Origin of the sequence: Phenylobacterium sp., assembly GCF_036677185.1 — a bacterium.
GTDB lineage: Bacteria > Pseudomonadota > Alphaproteobacteria > Caulobacterales > Caulobacteraceae > Phenylobacterium.
The window spans coordinates 172,961-193,932 of the sequence record NZ_JAKFEN010000022.1 but is presented as its reverse complement, the minus strand read 5'-3'; the positions used below and the strand labels follow the sequence as shown (position 1 = coordinate 193,932).

The window sequence follows — 20,972 nt, the reverse complement described above, 5'->3', positions numbered from 1 at the left end:
AACTCGTCATTCCCCGGATCGTCGTTCCGACGACCGGAGGATGACGATTGTTATTTCGCCGGCGCCGCCATCGGCGTCAGGCCGGCCGCGGCGGCCTTCTGGGCGGCGTGCTCCTCGGCGCCCAGCGGGATGAGGCCGCGCTGCTGCAGGTAGCCGCCCTTGCCGGTGGCGGCGTCGGAGACGAAGGCGTTCACATATTCGCGCAGGCCGGGGATGACGCCGATATTGGCCTTCTTCACGTAGATGTAGAGCGACCGCGATATGGGATAGGTCCCGTTCGAGATGGTCTCGAAGGTGGGGGCGACGCCGTCGATCGTGGCGGCCTTCACCGTGTCCATGTTGTTCTCGAGGAACGAATAGCCGAAGGCCCCGAGGGCGTTGGGGGTCTTGGTCAGGGTCTGGACGATGGCGTTGTCGTTCTCGCCAGCGTCGACCCAGGCGCCATCGCCGCGGATCGTGTGGGCCTTGGCCTTGAAGGCCTCTTCATCGGACGAGCGCAGGGCTTCCAGCGCAGGGATCTTGCGCGCGCCAGTCTCCAGGGCCAGCTCGGCGAAGGCGTCGCGGGTGCCCGAGGTCGGCGGCGGGCCATAGACCAGGATGGCCTGGGCGGGGAGGGCGGCGTCGACCTCCTTCCAGGTCTTGGCGGCGTTCTTGGCGAATCCGGCGCCGGCCGGCGTCTCGGCGGCCAGGCCGCGGTAGATCTGGTCGATCTTGAAATTGTAGGTCGGGCCGGTTTTCGCGTTGGCGATGACGATGCCGTCGAAACCGATCTTGATCTCGACGATATCGGTGACGCCATTGGCGACGCACTGGTCGAATTCGGATTTCTTGATGGCGCGCGAGGCGTTGGCGACGTCCGGGAAGTTCGCGCCCGAGCCGCCGCAGAACAGCTTGAAGCCGCCGCCGGTCCCCAGGGACTCGACCTTGGCCGCCTTGCCGCCGCTGGATCTGGCCACGTTCTCGGCGACCCTGGTTGCGAAGGGGAAGACGGTGGAAGAGCCCGCCGCCCAAACCTGGTCGCGGCCGCTGGCGCTGGGGCCGGCCTTGGCGGCGTCGCCCTCGGTTTTCTGGCCGCAGGCGGAGAGGGCCAGGGCGGCGGCGACATAGGCGAACTGTTTCATCTAAGGGCTCCGGCTCGTTGGGGACGGCTAAGGGCAAACGCCGTTATAGCCGCTTGCGTGAATGTTGGATGACGGTCCGCGCGGTGAACAGGGGGCTCGATCATCGTTCAGGTGGGGTTCAGCCGTCTGGCGCGATTCTAGGGTCAGGTTGAACGCCGCTATCTCCCGTCCCTCGACGCGGCGCCAGGCCTGATGGAACGACACGCCCATCGGCGGCGCGCCGGCTCCCGCAAGGGACCGGCGCGCCGCTACAATATGCGCGACGCCAAGAGCGCTTGCGCCGAAGCGCGAGCTTCAGCACTTTCCGCGCCATGTTGATCGCCCGGGTAACCCAACGGCTGCGCGAAATGGACTGGGACCCGACGCACTGGCTGCGCCTGGCCCTGTTGATCTCCGGCAAGGCCCTGACCAGGCTCTGGGGCCGGGATGTCATGCTCTATGTGGGCGGCGTCTCATTCTTCGTCATGCTGGCGGTGTTTCCAGCCCTGGCCATCACCATCGGGATCTATGGCCTGCTCGCCGATCCCGCCGCGGCGGCGCACCAGGCCGAGCAGTTGGCGACCATGATGCCGGCCGGCGCGCAGAGCCTGTTCACCAGCGAACTGACCCGGTTGGCCCACGCGCCCTTCCAGGTGGTCTCGACCCAGAGCGGAGTGGCGCTTGTGATCGGCGGCTACGCCGCGCACCGGGGGTTCAAGGCCCTGCTGGCCGGACTGTCCTTCATCCATGACGAAGACGCGCCGCGCGGTTTCGTGGGCTTCAACGTCATGGCCCTGATCGTGCTGGTCGCGGCCTTCGCCATGCTGGCCTTCTTCTCGGCCGTCTTCTTCTATTTCCGCTTCGTGGCCGCCGCCTTCGACTTGAAGCCGCTGGCCGGCGTCACCTGGCTCTACAGCGAGTGGACCTGGGCCAGCGTGGGCGTGACCGTGGCCATGACCCTGATCTACCGCTTCGCCATGTCCAGCGTCCCGGTCGCGTGGCGCGCCTCGATCATGGGCGGAATCGCCGCGGCGTTTCTCTGCCTGGGGGCCTCGTGGGCCAGCGCCATCTATGTGGAACAGATCGCCTCGCTGGGCGCCACCTACGGCTCGGTGGCCGCCGTGGTGGTGTTCCTGATCTGGCTGTCCTGGAACGTCAACGCGGTCTTCCTTGGCGGCGCCTTGGCCACCGAGATCGAGATCCTGCTGCTGGAACGCCGCCCGGCCAGACCCCTGCTGACCGATCAGCGGAAGGTCTAGCTCGGCTTCCCCACAAGGAAACCCAGCACGCCGGCCGCTTCGGTGACGTCCAGCACCGCAAACCCCGCGCCCGCCGCGAAGTGGGGGACGTCGATGCGGGCCAGGGGGTCGTCGGCCAGCAGGCGCACGCGGGCGCCTGGCGGGGCGTCCTCCAGGGCGCGGCGCAGGCGCAGGGTCGGGACCGGGCAGCGGTGGCCGCGGGCGTCGACGAGGATCTCCGGCGGGGGCTCGGGCGAAGGCATGGCCGGGCCATAGCCGGTCCGCCGCCGGAACCCAAGCTTGGCGTTCATGCGTTGATCCCCCCAAGATGCGCCCTGGGAGGACGCCGTGGCCGAGACTTTCACGACCAATGTGCCCTCCAGGCTCGATCGCCTGCCGTTCAGCCGGTTTCACTGGCTGGTGGTCGCCGCCCTCGGCGTCACGTGGATCCTGGATGGGCTGGAGGTCACACTGGTCGGCTCGCTGTCGCCCGCGATCCAGGCTGGGCTCGGCTTGACCGGCGCCCAGATCGGCCTCTCCGCCAGCGCCTACATCCTGGGCGCGGTCCTGGGGGCGCTGATGTTCGGGCGGCTGACCGACACCTATGGGCGGCGCAAGCTCTTCACCATTACCGTGGCGGTCTACCTTGTCGCCACGATCGCCACCGGGTTCGCCTGGGATTTCTGGTCCTTCCTGCTGTTCCGGTTCCTGACCGGCGCGGGGATCGGCGGGGAGTATGGGGCGGTCAATTCGGCGATCCAGGAACTGATCCCGGCCCGGCGGCGCGGCTATACGGACTTGGCCATCAACGGCAGCTTCTGGGTCGGGGCGGCGCTGGGCGCCACGGGCTCTCTGGTGGTGCTGAATCCGGAGATCGTCGACCAGGCCTGGGGCTGGCGGCTCGCCTTCGTCATCGGCGGACTGCTCGCCCTGATCGTCATCTTCATCCGCCGGTATATCCCCGAAAGCCCACGCTGGCTGATGACCCACGGCAGGCCGGAGGAGGCCCTGGCCATCGTCGAGGCCATAGAGGTCCGGGTGGCGCGCGACACCGGCCAGACGCTTCAGCATATCGACGAGTTGAAGGTCTTGAGGCTGCGCCACACGCGAACTTCCTGGCTGGACATCGCGCGGTCGCTGATGGTCCGCCATCCCCGGCGCACCGTGCTGGGCGTGGTGCTGATGGCGACCCAGGCCTTCTGCTACAACGCAATCTTCTTCACCTACGCCCTGATCCTCACCAAGTTCTACGACGTCGCGCCAGCCGCCATCGGCTGGTTCATGCTGCCCTTCGCGCTCGGCAATTTCATGGGCCCGCTGCTGCTGGGGCATCTGTTCGACACGGCGGGGCGGAAGGTGATGATCAGCCTGACCTACGGCCTGGCGGGCGCGTTGCTCTGCGTCACGGGCTGGATGTTCGCTCAAGGCGTGCTCTCGGCCGTGACCCAGACGGTGGCCTGGACGGTGATCTTCTTCTTCGCCTCGGCCGGGGCCAGCGCGGCCTATCTGACCGTGGGCGAGAGCTTTCCCTTGGAGACCCGGGCGGTGACCATCTCGTTGTTCTACGCCTTCGGCACCCTGCTGGGCGGGGTCGGCGGACCAGCCCTGTTCGGCGCCTTGATCGACACCGGCGAGCGCGGCCAGATCTTTCTGGGCTATTTGCTGGGCGGCGGGCTCATGCTGCTGGCGGCCGAGGTTGAACTGTGGCTGGGGGTGGCGGCCGAACGCATGCCCCTGGAGGAGGTGGCCGCTCCGCTCTCCCTGGTCGACGACGCGCCCTAGCTGGGCCAGGCCGCCTCATGGACGCCCAGCGGCGTCGTGGGCCGCCGCCAGCGCGCAGGCGTGGCCGACAGCGTCACCGGCGCCCGCAGGTGGCGAACCCGGCCAAAGCCCGAGTCGCTGTCGATCCGCCAGCCGTCGATCTCCTCGGGCGTGGGGGGCTGGATGGCGTCGAGATGGCCTGGTTCGGCCAGGCCAAGGCCGCGCAGCCACATGCCGGTCTGAGCCAGCGAGACCCGCACCAAATAGCTGCCGCCGAAGCGAGCGCGGCGGTCCAAGGCGACCATGGTCCCGAAGGCCGCCAGGAACCCGGTCGTATAGTCGGTCACCGCGCCGGGCTGGAGCTGGGGCCCCTTTTCGCCGCCGAAGGTGTAGCCGCCATGCACATGGGCCAAGCCGGTCACTGTCTGGGCGAGCTGCTCCCAACCCGGCCGGTTGGCCCAGGGGCCTTCGTGGCCGTAGGCGTTGATCGAGGTGTAGACGATCCCCGGCCGCAGGCGCGCCAGGTCCAGCGGTCCCAGTCCCATGCGTTGCAGCGAGCCCAGGCGGTAGCCCTGGCTGAACACGTCGCAGCCCGCGATCAGCTCGTTCAGCCGTGTCCGGTCGGCCTCATTTGTCAGGTCCAGCCAGGTCGAGAGCTTGCCGTGGCCGACATCGCTGACGAAGAACTCGGTGGCCGGCAGTTTGGGCGAGGCCACATAGAGCACGTCCGCGCCGTACTGGGCCAAGGTCCTGCCACAGGTCGGACCGGCCAGGACCCGGGTCAGGTCCAGCACGCGCACCCCGGAAAGCGCCGCCTCGCCGCCGAGCGGCAGGGGCATGGGTGGGCCCTCGGCGATCTTCACCACCTCCACCAGGGGCCGCGCGGCGAGGATGCGGCCCTGCTCGGAGGCGTCCCATTCCTGCGGCGAGCGCACCATGGCGCCGCATATCCCGGCCGCGGCGATGGCGTTCTCCAAGTCGAGCGCCTTCCAGGTCAGGGTCGTGGCGGCGACGGCGGCGGCGTCGGCCGGCGATCCCATCAGCTGATGCAGCTTGGCGGCGCTGGCCGGGAAGCTGGGATGCAGGAATATCCAGCGCCCGTCCTTGGTGGGGAAGAACCCCATGGCCGGGGTGCCGCGCCCTCCGCCGCCGGCGTCGTCCGGGCGCGAGGGCGGCGCGCGCGAGGGATCCTCGAAGGTCTGCAACGCGAAGCTGACAAGGGCCGCGCCGGCTTCGCGGGTGGACACGCTCACATCCTGGTCCTGGCCCGAGCGCTGTTTCCAGATGTCGGCGGCGAGCGTCCCGCCCGCCGCCAGGGCCGCGGCCGCGGCGGCCTCGGCGTGGAATCGGGTCTTCATCCCCGCGGGTCCCTCGTCGAAGGTCACGAAGTCGGGGCGTTCGCGCGCCGCCAGGCGCATCAATTGTTCGAAGGCCTGCTCGGCGACCGTCATTCCAATTCCCCCGCAAGCCTCGAAATCTGCGGCATTATGGAACCAGGGAATGGGAGGACAACATGGGCGATCCTGGAAACACCGGCGAGGCTGCGTCGCGCCGGACGATGTTGGGCCTGGGCTTGGGGCTGGCCGTGGCCGGCGCCGCCTCCGCGGCGGACCTGAAGAACGCCCCCGACGCATTGGTCCGCAAAGCCTCGCCGGGCCGGTTCGCTGGAAAGGTCGTGCTGATCACCGGCGCCACCTCGGGAATCGGTAAGTCCACGGCGCACGCTTTCGCCATGGAGGGCGCCAAGGTGATGTTCTGCGGCCGGCGCGAGACCCTTGGCGCCGAGGTCCAGTCGGCGCTGCGCGCCGCCGGCGGCGAGGCGACCTATTGGAAGGCCGACGTGCGGGTCGACGAGGAGGTCGCGGCCCTGGTCGCCGCCTGCCTCAAGACCTATGGGGGACTGGACGTGGCGTTCAACAACGCCGGGATCGGACAGGGCGGGGTCGTGCTGGGCTCGATGGATTGGAAGGCCCACAACAACCTGATGGAGACCAACCTCAACGGCGTGTTGCGGGGCATGGACCGCCAGGTCCCGGCGCTGCGGGCGCGCGGCGGCGGAGCGATCGTCAATACAGCCTCGGTGCTGGGCTATGCGGGCAATCCGCAGCTCCTGTCCTACAGCCTGTCCAAGGCCGGCGTGCTCAGCGCGACGCGCAGCGCGGCGTTGCAGCTCGCCCGGGACAATATCCGGGTCAATGCGGTCTCGCCGGGCCCCATCGACACGCCGATGATGGGCGGCGGCGCGGCCGACGCCTCGGGCAAGCGCACGCCCTCGGGCCGCGCCGGCCAACCGGAAGAGATCGCCCGGGCGGTGATGTACTTGGCCTCCGACGAGGCCAGCTATGTCACGGGCGAGGACTTGCGGGTCGACGGGGGGCTGCGGGCCTCCTAGGCGCAGCGCGTCCGAACGCCGCAAGCATTTGGAAAAACGCGTAAACCTCGCCGAAACGAGTCCCGCGCTACTGCTTGCCGGTCGATTGGGGTCGAGGCGACATGCAATCACTTTCCCGCAGGTTCCAGGTCAGCCTTGGGGTGCTGTCGCTGATCCTAACAGCCCTCGGGACCGTGGGAGCCTTCCTGGTATTCCAGCGCGAGCTGTCGAACCGCCAGATCACCTATCTCGCCGACTATGTCGAAGAGCGCAGCACCAACGTGGACAAGCGGTTTTCCAACCTGGAGAACCTGCACAAGGCCGCCGCCACCGAACTGGAACGTCGGGTGAAGCGCCTGCCGGCGACCGAGATCGACCGGCTGGCCGAGACCTACTACCCCATGCACGCCGACGGCACTCGCCGCAGTCGTTCGGAATATTTCGACGGCCACACCAGTCCGACCGGCGAGGTGACCTACGGCATGGGGGCCTTCATCTCGCGCGGGGCCGACATTCCTACCCTGGAGAAGGCCGCCCTGGTCTCGGCCTTCGAGATCGTCTCCGACTTCGGCCAGGCCGCGCACAGCGAGTACGACAATTTCTACTTCTTCACCCCGTCCACCCGGCTGGTCATGTTCGGACCCGACCGGCAGGACAAGCTGATGTTCTATCGCCAGGAGGCGCCCGCCGATCTGGACATCAGCCAGGAGGAGATGTCCAAGATCGTCCTGCCGCAGAACAATCCGGAGCACGCCACGCGCTGCACCAACCTGCAGCGCCTGATCCAGAACACCCAAGGCGAACGGTTGGCCACGGGCTGCCTGACCCCGGCCTATGTGGACGGCAAGTTCGTCGGCGCCTTCGGCTCGTCCATCGAACTGACCGGTTTCTTCCTCAACGCCATCCGCAACACCCTGCCGGGCGCCTCCAACCTGGTGGTGACCGGCAAGGGTGAACTAATCGCCTATCCGGGCTTCGAGACCCCGGGACGCGCCTCGGAGGACACCATCGCCGCCTATGAGCGCAAGCTGGGCATCAAGACCCTGGTTCGCGCCATCCAGGCCGACGGCAAGCCGAATGGGGTGATCACCAGCCCGGGCGGCGGCGAGATCGTCGCTTACGGGAAGCTGACCGGCCCGGATTGGTATCTGCTGCTGAGCTATCCCAAGTCCGCGGTCACCTGGTCGGCGGCCAAGTCGGCGTCGTGGGTGCTGGTGCTGGGCCTGGTGGCCTCGGTGGCCCAGATGCTGCTGGTCATGGCGCTGGCCCGCCGGACCATCGTCCAGCCCCTGCGTCGGCTTGCGGCCTCCTGCGAGCCCGAGGCCTTCGGCGAACGCGAACGCCCGGACGTCTCCCTGGTGGAGGCCCGCACCGACGAGATCGGCGTGCTGGCCAAGGCGCTGCGCCGCGAGCGCGAGAAGGTCGAGATCGTGCTGTCCTCCCTGGAGGATCGCGTCCACGAACGCACCGCCCAGCTCGAACGGGCCAATGCGGAGAAGTCGCGCTTCCTGGCCAATATGAGCCATGAGCTGCGCACGCCGCTGAACGGCGTGATCGCCATCTCCGAGACCCTGGCGGCCGAGCAGAAGACGGCCAAGAGCCGCGAGTTGGCCGAACTGATCGTCTCCTCGGGTCGGTTGCTGGAGCAGGTGCTGACCGACATCCTCGACTTTTCGAAGATCGAGGCCGGCGAAATCAAGCTCGCCAACGAAGCCTTCGCCATGAGCAGCACCGTCGGCCGCATCGCCGAATTGCACCGGGCCTCGGCCGAGGCCAAGGGGCTGGACCTGTCCTGGCGCGTCGATCCCGCCGCCGAAGGCCGGTTCATGGGGGACCAGGTCCGCCTGACCCAGGTGCTATCCAACCTGCTGTCCAACGCGGTCAAGTTCACCGAGGTCGGTACTGTCCGCCTTGAGGTCCGCCCCCATGGCGCGGCGATCGCCTTCACGGTGGCCGACAGCGGCATTGGCTTTGATGACGAGGTGAAGGCGCGTCTGTTCCGCCGCTTCGAACAGGCGGACGCCTCGATCCGCCGCCGGTTCGGCGGCACGGGCCTGGGCCTGGCGATCAGCCGTTCGCTGGTGGAGCTGATGGGCGGCCGGATCGACGTGGAGTCGCAACCCGGCGCCGGATCGGCGTTCAGCTTCGTCCTGCCTCTGGAACGCGCCGCGGCGGAGGCGCCAATCGCCGACGAGCGGCATGCCGAGGCCTTCGACCTGGCGGGCTGCCGAGTCCTGTTGGCGGAAGACCATCCGACCAACCAGAAGGTCGTACAGCTCATCCTGCAGTCGGTGGGCGTCGAGCCGGTGATCGTCGAGAACGGCGCCCTGGCGCTCAATCTCCTGAAGGCCGAACGCTTCGACGTGGTGCTGATGGACATGCAGATGCCGGAACTGGACGGCCTGTCGGCCACAGGCCTGCTGCGCGAGTTCGAGAGCGGCCAGGGCCTGCCGCGCACGCCGGTGATCATGCTGACCGCCAACGCCCTGGACGAGCACATCCGCGCCAGCCACGACGCCGGCGCCGACCAGCATCTCTCCAAGCCGATCCGCGCCGCGGCCCTGATCCAGGCCATCGTCGATGCGATCGCCGTGCGCGACGACGAGCCGCTCCCCAGGGCCGACGTCGCCTGACGGGCTGACTTCGCCGGCTCGTCCGGCTAGAAGCCGCTCATCGGTTCGCGGGGTGCGTCATGACGGTCATCGCTACGATTGAAGCGTTGGAGGCGATCTACGGCGCCCCCAACGAGAGCTCGACGGTCAAGGAAGCCGACTGGATCACGCCCCAGTACCGAGACTTGATCGAGGCCTCGCCTTTCGTCGCGCTGGCCACCGCCGGCCCCGAGGGGCTGGACTGCTCGCCGCGCGGCGATGACGGCCAGGTGGTGCGGATCGAGGACGAGCGGACCGTCCTGATGCCCGACCGGCGCGGCAACAACCGCTGCGACTCGCTGCGCAACATCGTGCGCGATCCCCGGGTCGCCCTGCTGTTCCTGATCCCCGGTTCGGGGAACACCCTGCGGATCAACGGCCGGGCCGAGATTTCGGTCGCGCCGGATCTGCTGGCCTCCTTCGCGGTCAAGGGCCAGGCGCCGCGCTCCGTGGTCGTGATCACCGTGGAGACCGTCTTTTTCCAGTGCGCGCGGGCCATCGTCCGCTCCAAGCTGTGGAATGCGGAACGGCACGTCGATCCGGCCAACCTGCCGACCGCGGGTCAGATACTGGAAGAGCGGAGCGAAGCACGGGTCGACGGCGCGGCCTACGACGCCGAATGGCCGGAGCGCGCCGCCAAGACCCTGTGGTGAGCGCTAGACCCATTCCGGGTCAGATGGAGTCATCTGACCGGATGAAAAGGGTCTATCTTCAAAAGTTTAGAGCCTGCCGGTCGCCTGAACCGGCATCCACTTCAGGCTGTCACGCTCTAGGCGCCGAACACCGTCTCGGCGGCCTGCGCGCTGAGCACCCGATACTCCCCGGCGGCCAGGTCATCGGGCAGGGCCAGGCCTCCGATCCGGTCGCGGTGCAGGGCCGTGACGTGGTTGCCGACCGCGGCGAACATCCGCCGAACCTGATGATAGCGGCCCTCCTCGATGATCAGCCGGGCCTCCCGCTCGCCGAGCGGTTCGAGAACGGCCGGGAGCAGGGGCTTGTCCTCGCCTTCCAGCATCAGGGTCCCGCTGGCGAACACCTCGCCCTCCAGGCCGCTCAAGGGCCGGTCGAGCGTGGCGACATAGCTCTTGGGCACATGGCGCTTGGGCGAGATCACCCGGTGCAGGAAGCCGCCGTCGTCGGTGATCAGCAGCAGGCCCGAGGTCTCCTTGTCCAGCCGCCCGACGCTGGAGAGCGCGGGGTCGCGCACCCGCCAGCGCGGCGGCAGCAGATCGTAGATCCGGCGCCCCGCCTCCTTGTGCGAGCAAACCACCCCCAGCGGCTTGTGCAGCATGAGGATCATCGGCGGCGGCGGATCGACCGCCGCACCAAGTATGGTCATGCGCCGGGGCAGGTCGGGCCCGATGGCGATCCGTGCGTTGGCGTCGGACAGGGCCACCCCGTCCAGGATCACCTCGCCGTCGGCGACAAGGCCGTGCATCTCCTTGCGGCTGCCATAGCCCAGATTGGCCAGCAGGCGGTCCAGCCGCATGGTTGGGGTCTTGGTCATCTGCGCGCTTCGTACACCTTGTAGCCGCCGGAGTCGGCCACGGGACGCACCGTCTTGAAGGCCTCGGCCAGCACCGCCTCGTAGGGCAGGTGGCGATTGGCGGTGATCCACAGGGTCCCGCCATTGCGCAGGGCGGCCGCCGCGGCGCGGATGAAGGCCTGGCCCAGGGCGCGATCCTCGGCGCCGCCATCGTGGAAGGGCGGGTTCATCACGACGAAATCGAGGCCGGTGAGGGCCGCGGCCGCCTGGCGCACATCGGCCCACTGAAGGCTCGCCCGGGGATCCTCGATATTGCGCCGCGCCGCCTCGACGGCCCGGCGGTCCAGGTCGATCATCACCAGTTCGGTGACCTTGGGCGAGGTGAGCACAGCCTGGGCGAGCCAGCCGATCCCGCAGCCGAAATCGGCGCCCCGGCCGCTCAGGGCCGGGAGGTGGCGCAACAGCAGGGCGCTGCCGGGATCGAGCCGGTCCCAACTGAACACCCCGGCCTGCGACCACAGGCCCTGCGGGAGCTGACGCGGCGCGCCTTCGGCCAGGGCCGCCTCGATCCCGACCAGGGTTTCCGGCCGCTCGACGGCGCAGATCCTGTGGTGTCGCCGGGAGGTCTCCGCCACCTCGCAGCCCATGGCGGTCAGGAGCTTTTTCAGCCTCAGACCGCCCTTGTCCTTCGGCGCGGCGGCGGTGAGCAGGCCGCCGGGCTTCAGGACGCGCAGGGCCTGGGCCAGCGCGTGGTTCGCCTCGATCGCCCCTGGCGGAACCAGGACCGCGACCTCGTCCAGCGCGCCGTCCAGGAACAGGGCGAGATCCTGCGATCCGGGAATCAAGGGCGAGACCTGGATCGCTCCGGCGGGGGGCTCGATGACATCGCGCGGCGGCGATCCGTAGACGGCGGTGGGCAAGTGGTGGGCGTCCGGCTGAAAGGAATCGGGACCTATGTGTAGGCGATCAGACGGCCGAACGCCGCCACCGTGAGCCAGAGCAGCAAGGATGTCAGGGCGAGCGCGCGGGCGATCCAGGGCGCCGTGGCGTCCCAGTCCCCCAGCTTCCCGCGCCAGGCCACGCGATAGGCGCCGGCGTTGACCAGGGCGAGCGTGATCAGCGTCAGCTTGCGCCGGAAGGTGTCGGAAACGGCGAGCGCGCCGGCGTCGGCGGCGAACATAACGAAGCCGCTCGGAACCATCAGCAGCAGTCCCGCGACGCCGATGGGCGTCAGGATCCGCCACAGGGGCGCGACCGGAATGGCGCGGAACACGCCGAACAGGCGCAGGTCCAGCAAGCCGATCCCGCCCACCAGCGTCACAAGGCCCAGGAGGTGGATCAGGTTCGCCGCCGGATAGGCGTATGAGGAGCCGCGCGCCCAGGCGCCGAAGGCTGAGCCCTGCAGCGTCTCGGCGAGCGCGACGGCGGCGTCCACGCCTAGCGGAGCTCGACGGTCTTGCCGTCCACCGTAACCCGCTCGATGCGCATCTCGGTCACACCGTCCTTGCGGGGATAGCCTTCCAGGGTCACCGGCTTGCCCGAGGTGATCATGGCCTGGGTCAGCCCGCGAGCCTCCATCCGCGCGACAGGCGCCAGGACGACGTCCCAGGACTTGCCCTGATAGCGGACCTTGGCTCCGCCGTGTGGGTTGCCCCAGGTCACGTTGGACAGGAGCGCGGTGACCTTGATGAGCTTTTCCGCGTCGTACGAACTCCAGCCGTGATGGGCGAGGGCGGTGGCCGGGAAGGTGAGGGCCGCAACAGCCGCCGCGATGGCTATGGGTTTCAACATGAGGCGTCTCTCGTCTGTTCCCCCACGCCTAGATCGCCACGGCTGGGCGGCGACCTCAAGGGGCGACCTCGCCTAGGGCGCGTAGCTGGAGCGGGCCTTGACGCCCCAATGGCCGTTCTCGCACGTGACCACATAGATGGAATCGAAGCCGCCGATGACGCTGCCGTCGGCGCGGTAGCGGGTGAATCGGGTGTCGATGTGCACCTTGTCGGCGCCGGCGTGGATCACCTCGCGGCGTTCCCAGGCCGAATGGTCCCACTCGGCCAGCGGCCCGCGTTCGAACATCTGGGGCTGGTGGTAACCGGACTCGATGATGGTGAGGGTGTTCGAGGCCAGGCGAACGCTGGGTAGGTTGAAGGTCGCCTCGAAGGCCTTGACGTCGCGGGCGTTGAAGGCGGCCATGAAGTCGTCCAGGCACGCCATGGCCGCGGCGGTCTCGGCGGCGTAGTCGGCCATGGGCGCCTCGCTCAGTTGGTCAGGGCCTGGATGATGGTCCCAAGCACGAACTGGGACAACCGCCAGAAGCTGTAGACGGCGCCGATCAGGATCGCCCAGGCCGCGGCGGCCAGGATCACGGTCTCCAACAGGCTGGAACCGACCTTGCGGACCGCCACGGGTGAGGGCGCCTCGGCGATGAACTTGTCGAACCCGGCCTTGTCGTCGGCTGCGATGATCGTCTGGTTGCTGTCGTTGGCGATGAAGGAGGGCGCGCCGTCCACGACCCGGCCATCGCCCCACAGAGTCACCTCGGCAGCCTTGCGGGGATGCTTGAACGTCACGGCGCCCTTGGTTCGCTCATGACCCAGGTCTGTTCGATAACCCGCGCGGACCAGGGCGTGCAGCCGCGCGATGACGACCTCACCTCTGACGTCCGTTTCTCGATCCAAGACCGCCCCCTCCCACGCGAGCGAACTCGACAGGATTCGCACCACCATGACGCCGCCGAAGCTGCGCCTTGAACGCCCGAGGGGACAGTCGCCGCCGCAGGCGGGAAATACAAGCCTGACGGGCGATTGGTCGCGGGTCGCGCGACGAAAAGCCCTTCGGGTTAAGCAGAATTAGCCTGTTCGCGCCGATCCGTCGCCTGCGGCCAATGCATTCTAGACCGCGGCGTCCACCGCCAGTGTCTCGCGCAGCTGCCGCTTGAGGAATTTCCCACTGGCGTTGCGTGGAATGGGGTCCTCCAGAAACCAGATATAGCGTGGGATCTTGTGCTTGGCGGCGATGGCCGCACAGTGGGCCCGTAGGTCCTGGGCGCTGACGCTCTCCCCCTGGCGCAGCACCACGGCGGCGCCGACTTCCTCGCCCAGGCGCGCGTCGGGGACGCCGAAAACGCAGGTCTCGGCCACGGCGGGGTGGCGGAAGATCGTCGCTTCGACCTCGGCGCAATAGACGTTCTCGCCACCGCGCAGGACCATGTCCTTCTTGCGGTCGACGATGAAGATGAACTCGTCGTCGTCGATGCGCGCCACGTCGCCGGTGCGCAGCCAGCCCTGGTGGATCGACTCGGCGGTGGCCTCGGGGCGGTTGATATAGCCCTTGATCACCGGCGTGCCCTTGACCCACAGCTCGCCGACCTGGCCGGCCGGCAGGGTCTTGCCCTCGTCGTCGACTACCTTGACCTCGAAGGTCGGCATGGCGCGGCCGCAGCTCTCGGGCTTGTCGACGAAGAAGTCGGCGGCCACGGCGGTGATGATTCCGCAGGTCTCGGTCATGCCGTAGCCGGTGTTCGGCCGGGCGGTCTTCACCTGGGCGTCGATCTTGCCGACCAGGTCGGGCGGAAGCTGCGCGCCGCCGCCACCCAGGGTGGTCAGGCTCGACGTGTCGGTCGTGGCGAAGTCAGGGTGGCTGATCAGTTCGCGCGCCATGGTCGGCACGCCGCTCATGGCGGTGACGCCCTCGCGCTCGATCAGCTTCAGGGCCTCCCCGGCGTCCCAGCGATACATCAGCACCATCTTTCCGCCGCCGGCGCTGATCGCATAGGCGGCGCAGTTGTTGGCGGTGACGTGAAACAGCGGGGTGGTGATCAGGCCCACGGGAACGGGGAGCGGCGCGGCAGGGTCGGGCATGACGCCGGTGGCCCGCGCCGTCGCCAGGCCCTGGACCTGGCCGGAGAACATCATGTTCATCAGGTTGGCGACGCAGCCCCGATGGGTGAGCTGCGCGCCTTTCGGGAAGCCCGTGGTGCCGGAGGTGTAGAAGATGCAGGCGTCGGCGTCGGGATCGACGCTCACGGCCGGCATCTCGCCGCCCTTGGCCACGACCTCGGCCCAGGGGATCACCCCGGCCGGGACGGGATCGGTGCGCACGGCCACCAGCAGCACGCCGTCGGCGATCTCGGGGCGCTCCAGGATGCGGGGCAGGCGCTCGCTGTCGGCGAAGATCACCTTAGGCGCGGAATCCTTGACGGCGTAGGCGAGCTCCTCGGTGACCCACCAGGCGTTCATGCCGACCGCGGCCACGCCCAGGCAGGCGCAGGCCCAGTAGATCAGCATCCATTCGGGATAGTTGCGCATGGCGATGGCCACCCGGTCGCCGGGCCGCACGCCTTGTTCGGTCAGCCAGGCGGCGACGGCGTTCACCTTGGCGTGGGCCTGGCCGTAGGTCAGGCGTTCGTCCTGGTAGACGAGGTAGTCGCGATCGGCGAACTGCAGGGTCGAAAGCCAGATCTCGCGCACGGAAGGCGGGGCGTGCCGGAAGGCGCGCAGCGTCTCGCCGCGCACCTCGACCTCGACGATCTCGAACGGCTGGCCGGGGGCGGTGAGCTCGGCCCAGGCCTGCTTCAATTCCCTGTAGTGCATCGATCCCTCTCTCTCGTTCCCGCGGTCGCGTCGAGGCGCCCGTGGGTCGTTCCGCAGCCAGGCGCCGTCGGCTGGCCGTAAGGTAATGGAACCTCTTCGCCCGCGCCACGGGGACCCTACGGAAGCCTTGAATCGCCTGGTTCCTCTTCTGCTTGCCCCTTCCGCACGGGGGGCCTGACGGCTGGGCCTCGAGCGGTGGATGATGGCCTGAGCCTCAACGGTTTTCGCCCACTGGATGACCCGCTGTTAAGGAAGATTAATTTTTTCTTCACTTCGCCGAGCGGCCGTGCTTCGCTCAGGCCATGGTTGTGCGCGGACGGAAACTTCCGGTCGGCAGGATCGGCCTGGCCCTGCTCGTCTTGAACGAGCTTCGCGGTCTGGCGGTCGTGGCCGGCGTCCTATGGGCCTGGAGCCCTTGGGGTTAGGGCGCCGGCCGTTCGCTTGACTCACACATATCCCGCTGGTTATGAGTTCAATCAATATCCAGCGAGTTATGTGTTTTCATGCCCAATGCGCACGACGTTCTTTTCAGGACGCTCGCCGATCCGACCCGGCGGGCTCTCTTCGAACGCCTGTGCCGCGAAGGCGAGCAGACGGTCGGGGCGCTGACGGCTCGGGCCGGGGTCTCGCAACCGGCCGTCTCAAAGCATCTCGGGGTCCTGAGGCAGGCCGGGCTGGTGCGCGACCGCCACGCGGGCCGCCAGACGCATTACAGCGCGCAGCTCGCCGCCCTGGCTCCTCTGGTCGACTGGACAAGCCAGATGACCGGGTTCTGGGAAACCCGCTTCGACGACCTCGAAGACCTGCTCGGAAGGATGGACCAGTGAGCAACACCGCGACCGAAATGCGCTCCGCCGTGGTCGAACGGGAGATTCCCCATCCGCCGGAAAAGCTCTGGCGCGCGCTCACCCAACCACACCTGATCGAGGAGTGGCTGATGAAGAATGACTTCGAGCCTGTCGTGGGCCATCGCTTCAATCTTCGTGGTGGCTGGGGCGGCGTGTTGGACTGCGAGGTCCTGGCCGTCGAGCCGCACAGGACCCTGTCCTACACCTGGAACTTCAAGCACGACGATGCGGCCTTCGACCTGACGAGCGTGGTGACCTTCACGCTCACTCCGACGAGCACGGGCACGCACCTGCGCATGGAGCAGGTGGGCTTCCGGCCGGATCAGAAGCAGGCCTTCGGCGGCGCCCAGGCCGGTTGGCGGCAGTTCCTCGAAAACCTGGACCAGCTCCTGGCGCGGATGGATTGAGGCCGCCGCCCATCAGATCAACCCATCGGCTCGTCTTCAGAGGAGATTTCCTTGAACTGGAACATTCTGATTCGGCAGACCCACCGCTGGCTGTCGATCGTCTTCACGGCGGTCGTCGTCGCCATCTTCGTCAGCTTGGGAATGGGCAAGGAGCCGGCCCAATGGGTGTACTTCCTGCCGCTGTTTCCGCTCGCCTTGATGACCCTCACCGGTCTGTACATGTTCGCCCTGCCTTACGCCGCCAAGTGGCGCGACGCGCAGCGCGCCGACGGATAGGGGCGAGCACGATGGCCGAGCCAACCCTCCTGTCAGGCGGCAACCCTCAGGTCGCGAAGGGCTATGGCGACGCTTCGGTCCAGGCCTATATCGCGGCCATGCCCGGCTGGAAGAGCGAGGTCGGGCGCCGCCTCGACGCGCTCATCGAGCGCACGGTTCCCGGCGTGCTGAAGGCGGTCAAATGGAACTCGCCGTTTTACGGCGTCGAGGGCGACGGCTGGTTCCTCAGCCTCCATTGCTTCACGAAGTACATCAAGGTGGCCTTCTTCCGCGGCGCGTCCTTGCATCCTATCCCGCCGGTCGAATCCAAGAGCCAGGACACGCGCTACGTCCATGTCCACGAGCATGACCAACTCGACGAGGCCCAGATCGCCGACTGGGTGAAGCAGGCCAGCCAACTGCCAGGCGAACGAATGTGAGCGAAGAGGACGAGCGATATGAAGGATGAAGCGGGAGAAGCCTCGCCGTCGCAGCTGATCGACGCGAAGATCAGGGGGCTGGACGACTGGCGCGGCGAGACGCTCGCCCGGGTGCGAAGCCTCATCCGGCAGGCCGACCCCGAGGTGGTCGAGGAGTGGAAGTGGAGAGGGGTTCCGGTGTGGTCGCACGCGGGGATGATCTGCACCGGCGAGACCTACAAGACTGCCATCAAGCTGACCTTCGCCAAGGGCGCGGCGTTGGAGGACCCCTCGGGCCTGTTCAACTCCAGCCTCGAGGGCAACACGCGGCGCGCCATCAATATCCATGAGGGCGGGAAGATCGACGAAGAGGCTTTGAAGGCGCTCATCCGCGCGGCTGTGGCCCTGAACACCTCGAAGCGAGCTAGGTTGAAGCCATGACCCGCAAACTCACCGACAAGCCAATCTCGATCGGGGCCGATCATCGCGGTTTCGCTCTCAAGGAGCGGCTGAAGGCCTGGCTGCAAGCCAACGGCTACAGCGTGAAAGACTGCGGGACCGACAGTGGCGCCGAGCGGGTCGACGCCATGGACTACGCGCTTCGGCTGGTTGCTGAAATCAAGGAGAACCGGTCAGACTTCGCCATCGGGATATGCGGCAGCGGGCAGATGATGGCCATGACGGCCAACCGGTTTCCGTTCATGCGAGCGACCCTGCTTCATACCTCGGCCGAAAGCGTCCCCGCCCGCGAGCACGGTGACGCCAATATGCTGGTCCTGGGCGCGGACACTGTCGACGACGCCACCGCTGAGCATATTCTCAAGGCATTCCTGCACACCGACGCCCTGGGCGGCCGGTATGCCGAGCGTCGAGAGCGACTGGCCAAGCTGGATGCTTCGGACCGTTAGCCACTCACCTGACGTCTACGCGCCGCTCGGTCGCCGACGCGCGGGAAGCGGCTAGCGCCCTGTTGTTGGCGGATGGGGTGGGATTCGAACCCACGGTGGGCTTTCACCCACGGCGGTTTTCAAGACCGCTGCCTTAAACCACTCGGCCACCCATCCGGCGCGAACCTGCGCCTATAGCAGCGCGGGGCGGGGCGCTCCAAGCGTCCAACAGGATTAACGGATTAACCCTGTTCCTTAACCCTGGCTCAAACCCTTCAGCCCATCCTGGGCCCGAGCATGGCGCTGGGGAGCGTTCGAGACAGGGAAGGGCGGTCTATGACCCGCATCCACATACAAGCGCGCAGCCTGGCCATGGTGTTGATGGGGAGCGCGGCGCTGGCCGCCTGCGCCACGCCACAGCCGCGCTATTCGGCGCGGGCGCCGCACGGCGGACCGGTCGCGGCCGGACCCTCGACGGGCGCCCAACCGAACGGGGCCGGCGGCCGCTACAAGGTCGGCGCGCCCTATCAGGTGGCCGGCATCTGGTACGTGCCCAAGGAAGAGCCGACTTACGACCAGCAGGGGATCGCCTCCTGGTACGGCGACGAGTTCCACATGAAGCCCACCGCCAATGGCGAGGTCTTCGACATGAACGCCGTCTCGGCGGCGCACACCACCCTGCCGTTGCCGTCCATGGTGGAGGTGACCAACCTCGACAACGGCAAGAAGATGACGGTGCGGGTCAACGACCGCGGCCCCTTCATCGGCGGCCGGGTGATCGACCTGTCGCGGGAGGCCGCGCGCCAGCTGGGCTTCGACCGCCAGGGCACCGCCAATGTCCGCGTGCGCTATGTGGGTCCGGCCGAACTCGGCCCGCCCGACGCCGGCCTGCGCTATGCCGCCTACACCCCAACGCCGGCGCCCAATTCGAGCCTGCCGGCCGCGCCGATCCCCTATTCCGGCCTGGCGACGCCGACCGCCGTGGCCTCGACGCCGCTGCCGCCCATCGCCTCGACCCAGCCCGCCAAGCCCGTCGCCTCGACCTCCGGCGTCTATCGCGTCCAGGCCGGCGCCTTCTCCGATCCCGGCAACGCCCGGCGGGTCGCCGACCAGCTCGCCGGCGCGGGCCCGGCCACCATCGAGCCGGTGCAGCGCGCCGACGGGGTGACCCTCTATCGGGTCATGCTGGCGGGCGGGGCCGACGAGGGAGAGGCCTGGGGCGTGCGCGACCGGGTGGCGTCCTACGGCTTCGCCGAGGCCCGCGTCGTTCGGCCCTTCTAGGGCGCTGGACAAAGTCGGCGAACCGGCCAATTTGGCCGCGTGGCACGCGGTCGGTTCATCACCTTCGAAGGCGGCGAGGGCGCCGGGAAATCGACCCAGGTCAAGCGCCTGGTCGAGCGCCTGCGCGCGGCCGGCCACGACGTGGTCGCCACCCGCGAGCCCGGCGGCTCCACGGGCGCCGAGGCGATCCGCGACCTGGTCCTGAAGGGCTCGGCCGACCGCTGGAGCCCGGCTACCGAGACCCTGCTGATGTACGCCGCGCGGCGCGACCACATCGAGCGCGCCATCGCGCCGGCCCTGGAGCGCGGCGCCTGGGTGGTCTGCGACCGCTTCTTCGATTCCACCCGAGCCTATCAGGGCGGGGCGGGCGGGGTGGCGCCCGGCCTGATCGCGGCCCTGGAGAACCACGTGGTCGCCGATGTCCGGCCGGACCTGACCCTGATCTTCGACCTGCCGGTGGAGGTGGGCCTGGCCCGGGCCGAGACCCACGCCGCCGCCGCAGGTCACGCCGAGACCCGCTTCGAGTCCAAAGGCGTGGCCTTCCACGAGCGCCTGCGGGCCGCCTTCCAGGCCATAGCCGCAGCCGAGCCGAACCGCTGCGCCCTGATCGATGCGGCCGACACCATGGAGGGGGTCGAAACCCAAGTCTGGACGGCGGTCTCCGATCGGCTGGCCGTCCATGGCTGAGGACCATCCCCGCGAGACCTTCACCCTACAGGGGCACGAGATCGCCGAGGCATCCTTCGAGGACGCCCGCGAGCGAGGCCGGTTGCACCACGCCTGGCTGCTGACCGGTCCGGAGGGGGTGGGCAAGGCGACCTTCGCCTATCGCGCCGCGCGCCGGCTGCTGGGCGCCCCGCCAGAGCCGAGCTACGGGATCCTGGGCGCCTCGCCCGACCATCCGGTGAGCCGCCAGATCATCGCCCACTCGCATCCCGACATCCTGGTGCTGGAGCGGATCGGCGAGGACGGCAAGCCGCGCAAGGTCATCCCCGTCGATGAGGCGCGCAAGCTCTCGGAGTTCTTCTCCAAGTCGCCGGCCACCTCGCCGCACCGGGTGGCGATCATCGACGCCGCCGACGATCTCAACGTCAACGCCGCCAACGCGGTGCTGAAGACCCTGGAGGAGCCGCCGTCGCGCGGCATCCTGTTGCTGGTCTCCCATTCGCCCGGGCGGCTGCTGCCCACCATCCGCTCGCGATGCCGCCGACTGGCCTTCCACGCCCTGCCGGAGGCGGAGGTGGCCTCCTTCGTCCAAGCCCGCACCGACGCCAACGCCGAGGACGCTATCCGCGTGTCGCGGATGGCGGGCGGCGCGCCGGGCCGCGCGGTGGCCCTCTACGCGGCGGGCGCGGTGGCCATCGACGACGCGGCGCGCGAGATCCTGCTCAACCTGCCCAAGGTCGACGAGGGTCTGGCCCTGGCTCTGGCCGACCGGTTCCGCGGCGGGGAAGGGCCCCAGCAGTTCGCCTTGCTGATCGAGCGCCTGGCCGAGCGGGTGCACGGCCAACTGCGGCGCCAGGCGGCCGAGGGCTTCGGCGGCCTTGATCGCTGGGCCTCGGCGTGGGAGACGCTGCAGCGCCTTCCGCGCGAGGTGGAGGCGGTCAATCTCGACCGCGCGGACGCCTTCTTCTCCGCCCTATCCGAGCTGCGCGACGCCGCCCGCGCCTGAGACC

At 68.5% G+C, this 20,972-nt stretch carries 24 protein-coding genes and 1 tRNA gene; 14 read left to right on the top strand and 11 right to left on the bottom strand.

Annotated elements, in window-relative coordinates; genetic code table 11:
- Nucleotides 1–50 precede the first annotated feature (50 nt).
- Nucleotides 51–1,121: a substrate-binding domain-containing protein gene (locus tag V6M51_RS14320; protein WP_332768194.1), complete on the bottom strand. Its 1,071-nt coding sequence runs from the start codon at nt 1,119–1,121 to the stop codon at nt 51–53.
- A 275-nt stretch (nt 1,122–1,396) separates the two neighbouring features.
- On the opposite strand from V6M51_RS14320, the gene V6M51_RS14315 reads away from it, so the two are divergent.
- Complete coding sequence (locus tag V6M51_RS14315; protein ID WP_332768192.1) at nt 1,397–2,359, top strand: YihY/virulence factor BrkB family protein; 963 nt, start codon at nt 1,397–1,399, stop codon at nt 2,357–2,359.
- Here V6M51_RS14315 and V6M51_RS14310 read toward each other — a convergent pair.
- The gene (locus V6M51_RS14310; protein WP_332768352.1) at nt 2,356–2,601 is read right to left on the bottom strand and encodes a sulfurtransferase TusA family protein; all 246 of its coding nucleotides are present in this window, start codon (nt 2,599–2,601) and stop codon (nt 2,356–2,358) included. The genes V6M51_RS14315 and V6M51_RS14310 overlap by 4 nt on opposite strands.
- 85 nt (nt 2,602–2,686) lie before the next feature.
- Between V6M51_RS14310 and V6M51_RS14305 the strand changes: the two genes are divergently transcribed.
- The gene (locus tag V6M51_RS14305; protein WP_332768191.1) at nt 2,687–4,120 is read left to right on the top strand and encodes an MFS transporter; all 1,434 of its coding nucleotides are present in this window, start codon (nt 2,687–2,689) and stop codon (nt 4,118–4,120) included.
- Here the strand turns inward: V6M51_RS14305 and V6M51_RS14300 are convergent.
- Nucleotides 4,117–5,550 carry a CoA transferase gene (locus V6M51_RS14300; RefSeq protein WP_332768189.1) on the bottom strand — a complete coding sequence of 478 codons (1,434 nt, stop codon included), beginning with the start codon at nt 5,548–5,550 and terminating at the stop codon, nt 4,117–4,119. The genes V6M51_RS14305 and V6M51_RS14300 overlap by 4 nt on opposite strands.
- Before the next feature lie 62 nt (nt 5,551–5,612).
- Between V6M51_RS14300 and V6M51_RS14295 the strand changes: the two genes are divergently transcribed.
- The 3 genes from V6M51_RS14295 to V6M51_RS14285 all read left to right on the top strand — a co-directional run bounded on the left by V6M51_RS14295 (nt 5,613) and on the right by V6M51_RS14285 (nt 9,774).
- Nucleotides 5,613–6,491, top strand: a complete 879-nt coding sequence (locus V6M51_RS14295; RefSeq protein ID WP_332768187.1) for an SDR family NAD(P)-dependent oxidoreductase — start codon at nt 5,613–5,615, stop codon at nt 6,489–6,491.
- Between the two features lie 101 nt (nt 6,492–6,592).
- Complete coding sequence (locus V6M51_RS14290) at nt 6,593–9,103, top strand: ATP-binding protein (protein WP_332768185.1); 2,511 nt, start codon at nt 6,593–6,595, stop codon at nt 9,101–9,103.
- A gap of 59 nt (nt 9,104–9,162) precedes the next feature.
- Nucleotides 9,163–9,774 carry a pyridoxamine 5'-phosphate oxidase family protein gene (locus tag V6M51_RS14285; protein WP_332768183.1) on the top strand — a complete coding sequence of 204 codons (612 nt, stop codon included), beginning with the start codon at nt 9,163–9,165 and terminating at the stop codon, nt 9,772–9,774.
- A 116-nt stretch (nt 9,775–9,890) separates the two neighbouring features.
- On the opposite strand, the gene V6M51_RS14280 is transcribed toward V6M51_RS14285, so the two are convergent.
- The 7 genes from V6M51_RS14280 to V6M51_RS14250 form a co-directional block, all read right to left on the bottom strand.
- Nucleotides 9,891–10,628 (bottom strand): 16S rRNA pseudouridine(516) synthase, encoded by a 738-nt coding sequence (locus V6M51_RS14280; protein ID WP_332768181.1) that lies wholly within the window; start codon nt 10,626–10,628, stop codon nt 9,891–9,893.
- The gene (locus tag V6M51_RS14275; RefSeq protein WP_332768180.1) at nt 10,625–11,527 is read right to left on the bottom strand and encodes a class I SAM-dependent methyltransferase; all 903 of its coding nucleotides are present in this window, start codon (nt 11,525–11,527) and stop codon (nt 10,625–10,627) included. The genes V6M51_RS14280 and V6M51_RS14275 overlap by 4 nt, the downstream gene beginning before the upstream one ends.
- 32 nt (nt 11,528–11,559) lie before the next feature.
- On the bottom strand, nt 11,560–12,042 hold the full coding sequence (locus tag V6M51_RS14270; RefSeq protein WP_332768178.1) for a DUF6644 family protein: 483 nt from the start codon (nt 12,040–12,042) through the stop codon (nt 11,560–11,562).
- A 2-nt stretch (nt 12,043–12,044) separates the two neighbouring features.
- On the bottom strand, nt 12,045–12,398 hold the full coding sequence (locus V6M51_RS14265; RefSeq protein WP_332768176.1) for a DUF6152 family protein: 354 nt from the start codon (nt 12,396–12,398) through the stop codon (nt 12,045–12,047).
- Nucleotides 12,399–12,470: 72 nt separating this feature from the next.
- Nucleotides 12,471–12,854 (bottom strand): hypothetical protein, encoded by a 384-nt coding sequence (locus V6M51_RS14260; protein ID WP_332768174.1) that lies wholly within the window; start codon nt 12,852–12,854, stop codon nt 12,471–12,473.
- Between the two features lie 11 nt (nt 12,855–12,865).
- Entirely contained in the window at nt 12,866–13,285 is a 420-nt protein-coding gene (locus tag V6M51_RS14255) for a hypothetical protein (protein ID WP_332768172.1), read from the bottom strand.
- Nucleotides 13,286–13,498: 213 nt separating this feature from the next.
- Nucleotides 13,499–15,199 (bottom strand): class I adenylate-forming enzyme family protein, encoded by a 1,701-nt coding sequence (locus V6M51_RS14250; RefSeq protein ID WP_332768171.1) that lies wholly within the window; start codon nt 15,197–15,199, stop codon nt 13,499–13,501.
- Between the two features lie 503 nt (nt 15,200–15,702).
- Here V6M51_RS14250 and V6M51_RS14245 point away from each other — a divergent pair.
- Genes V6M51_RS14245 through V6M51_RS14220 form a run of 6 tightly spaced genes read left to right on the top strand, consistent with a single transcriptional unit; the run spans nt 15,703 to nt 18,036 of the window.
- Entirely contained in the window at nt 15,703–16,026 is a 324-nt protein-coding gene (locus V6M51_RS14245; protein ID WP_332768170.1) for an ArsR/SmtB family transcription factor, read from the top strand.
- Nucleotides 16,023–16,454 (top strand): SRPBCC family protein, encoded by a 432-nt coding sequence (locus tag V6M51_RS14240; protein ID WP_332768168.1) that lies wholly within the window; start codon nt 16,023–16,025, stop codon nt 16,452–16,454. The genes V6M51_RS14245 and V6M51_RS14240 overlap by 4 nt, the downstream gene beginning before the upstream one ends.
- 51 nt (nt 16,455–16,505) lie before the next feature.
- Nucleotides 16,506–16,730, top strand: coding sequence for a hypothetical protein (locus V6M51_RS14235; RefSeq protein WP_332768167.1), 225 nt, complete (start codon nt 16,506–16,508; stop codon nt 16,728–16,730).
- A gap of 11 nt (nt 16,731–16,741) precedes the next feature.
- Entirely contained in the window at nt 16,742–17,149 is a 408-nt protein-coding gene (locus V6M51_RS14230) for a DUF1801 domain-containing protein (protein ID WP_332768165.1), read from the top strand.
- Between the two features lie 18 nt (nt 17,150–17,167).
- On the top strand, nt 17,168–17,569 hold the full coding sequence (locus tag V6M51_RS14225; RefSeq protein ID WP_332768163.1) for a DUF1801 domain-containing protein: 402 nt from the start codon (nt 17,168–17,170) through the stop codon (nt 17,567–17,569).
- Nucleotides 17,566–18,036 (top strand): RpiB/LacA/LacB family sugar-phosphate isomerase, encoded by a 471-nt coding sequence (locus tag V6M51_RS14220; protein ID WP_332768161.1) that lies wholly within the window; start codon nt 17,566–17,568, stop codon nt 18,034–18,036. Before V6M51_RS14225 ends, V6M51_RS14220 begins: the two co-directional genes overlap by 4 nt.
- A gap of 66 nt (nt 18,037–18,102) precedes the next feature.
- Here the strand turns inward: V6M51_RS14220 and V6M51_RS14215 are convergent.
- Nucleotides 18,103–18,192 (bottom strand) — tRNA-Ser (locus V6M51_RS14215).
- Nucleotides 18,193–18,351: 159 nt separating this feature from the next.
- Between V6M51_RS14215 and V6M51_RS14210 the strand changes: the two genes are divergently transcribed.
- The 3 genes from V6M51_RS14210 to V6M51_RS14200 are packed head-to-tail and all read left to right on the top strand — an operon-like array spanning nt 18,352 to nt 20,968.
- Nucleotides 18,352–19,296, top strand: a complete 945-nt coding sequence (locus tag V6M51_RS14210) for a septal ring lytic transglycosylase RlpA family protein (protein ID WP_332768159.1) — start codon at nt 18,352–18,354, stop codon at nt 19,294–19,296.
- Between the two features lie 39 nt (nt 19,297–19,335).
- Nucleotides 19,336–19,983 (top strand): dTMP kinase, encoded by a 648-nt coding sequence (gene tmk, locus V6M51_RS14205; RefSeq protein ID WP_332768158.1) that lies wholly within the window; start codon nt 19,336–19,338, stop codon nt 19,981–19,983.
- Nucleotides 19,976–20,968 carry a DNA polymerase III subunit delta' gene (locus V6M51_RS14200; protein WP_332768156.1) on the top strand — a complete coding sequence of 331 codons (993 nt, stop codon included), beginning with the start codon at nt 19,976–19,978 and terminating at the stop codon, nt 20,966–20,968. Before tmk ends, V6M51_RS14200 begins: the two co-directional genes overlap by 8 nt.
- Nucleotides 20,969–20,972: the final 4 nt, after the last annotated feature.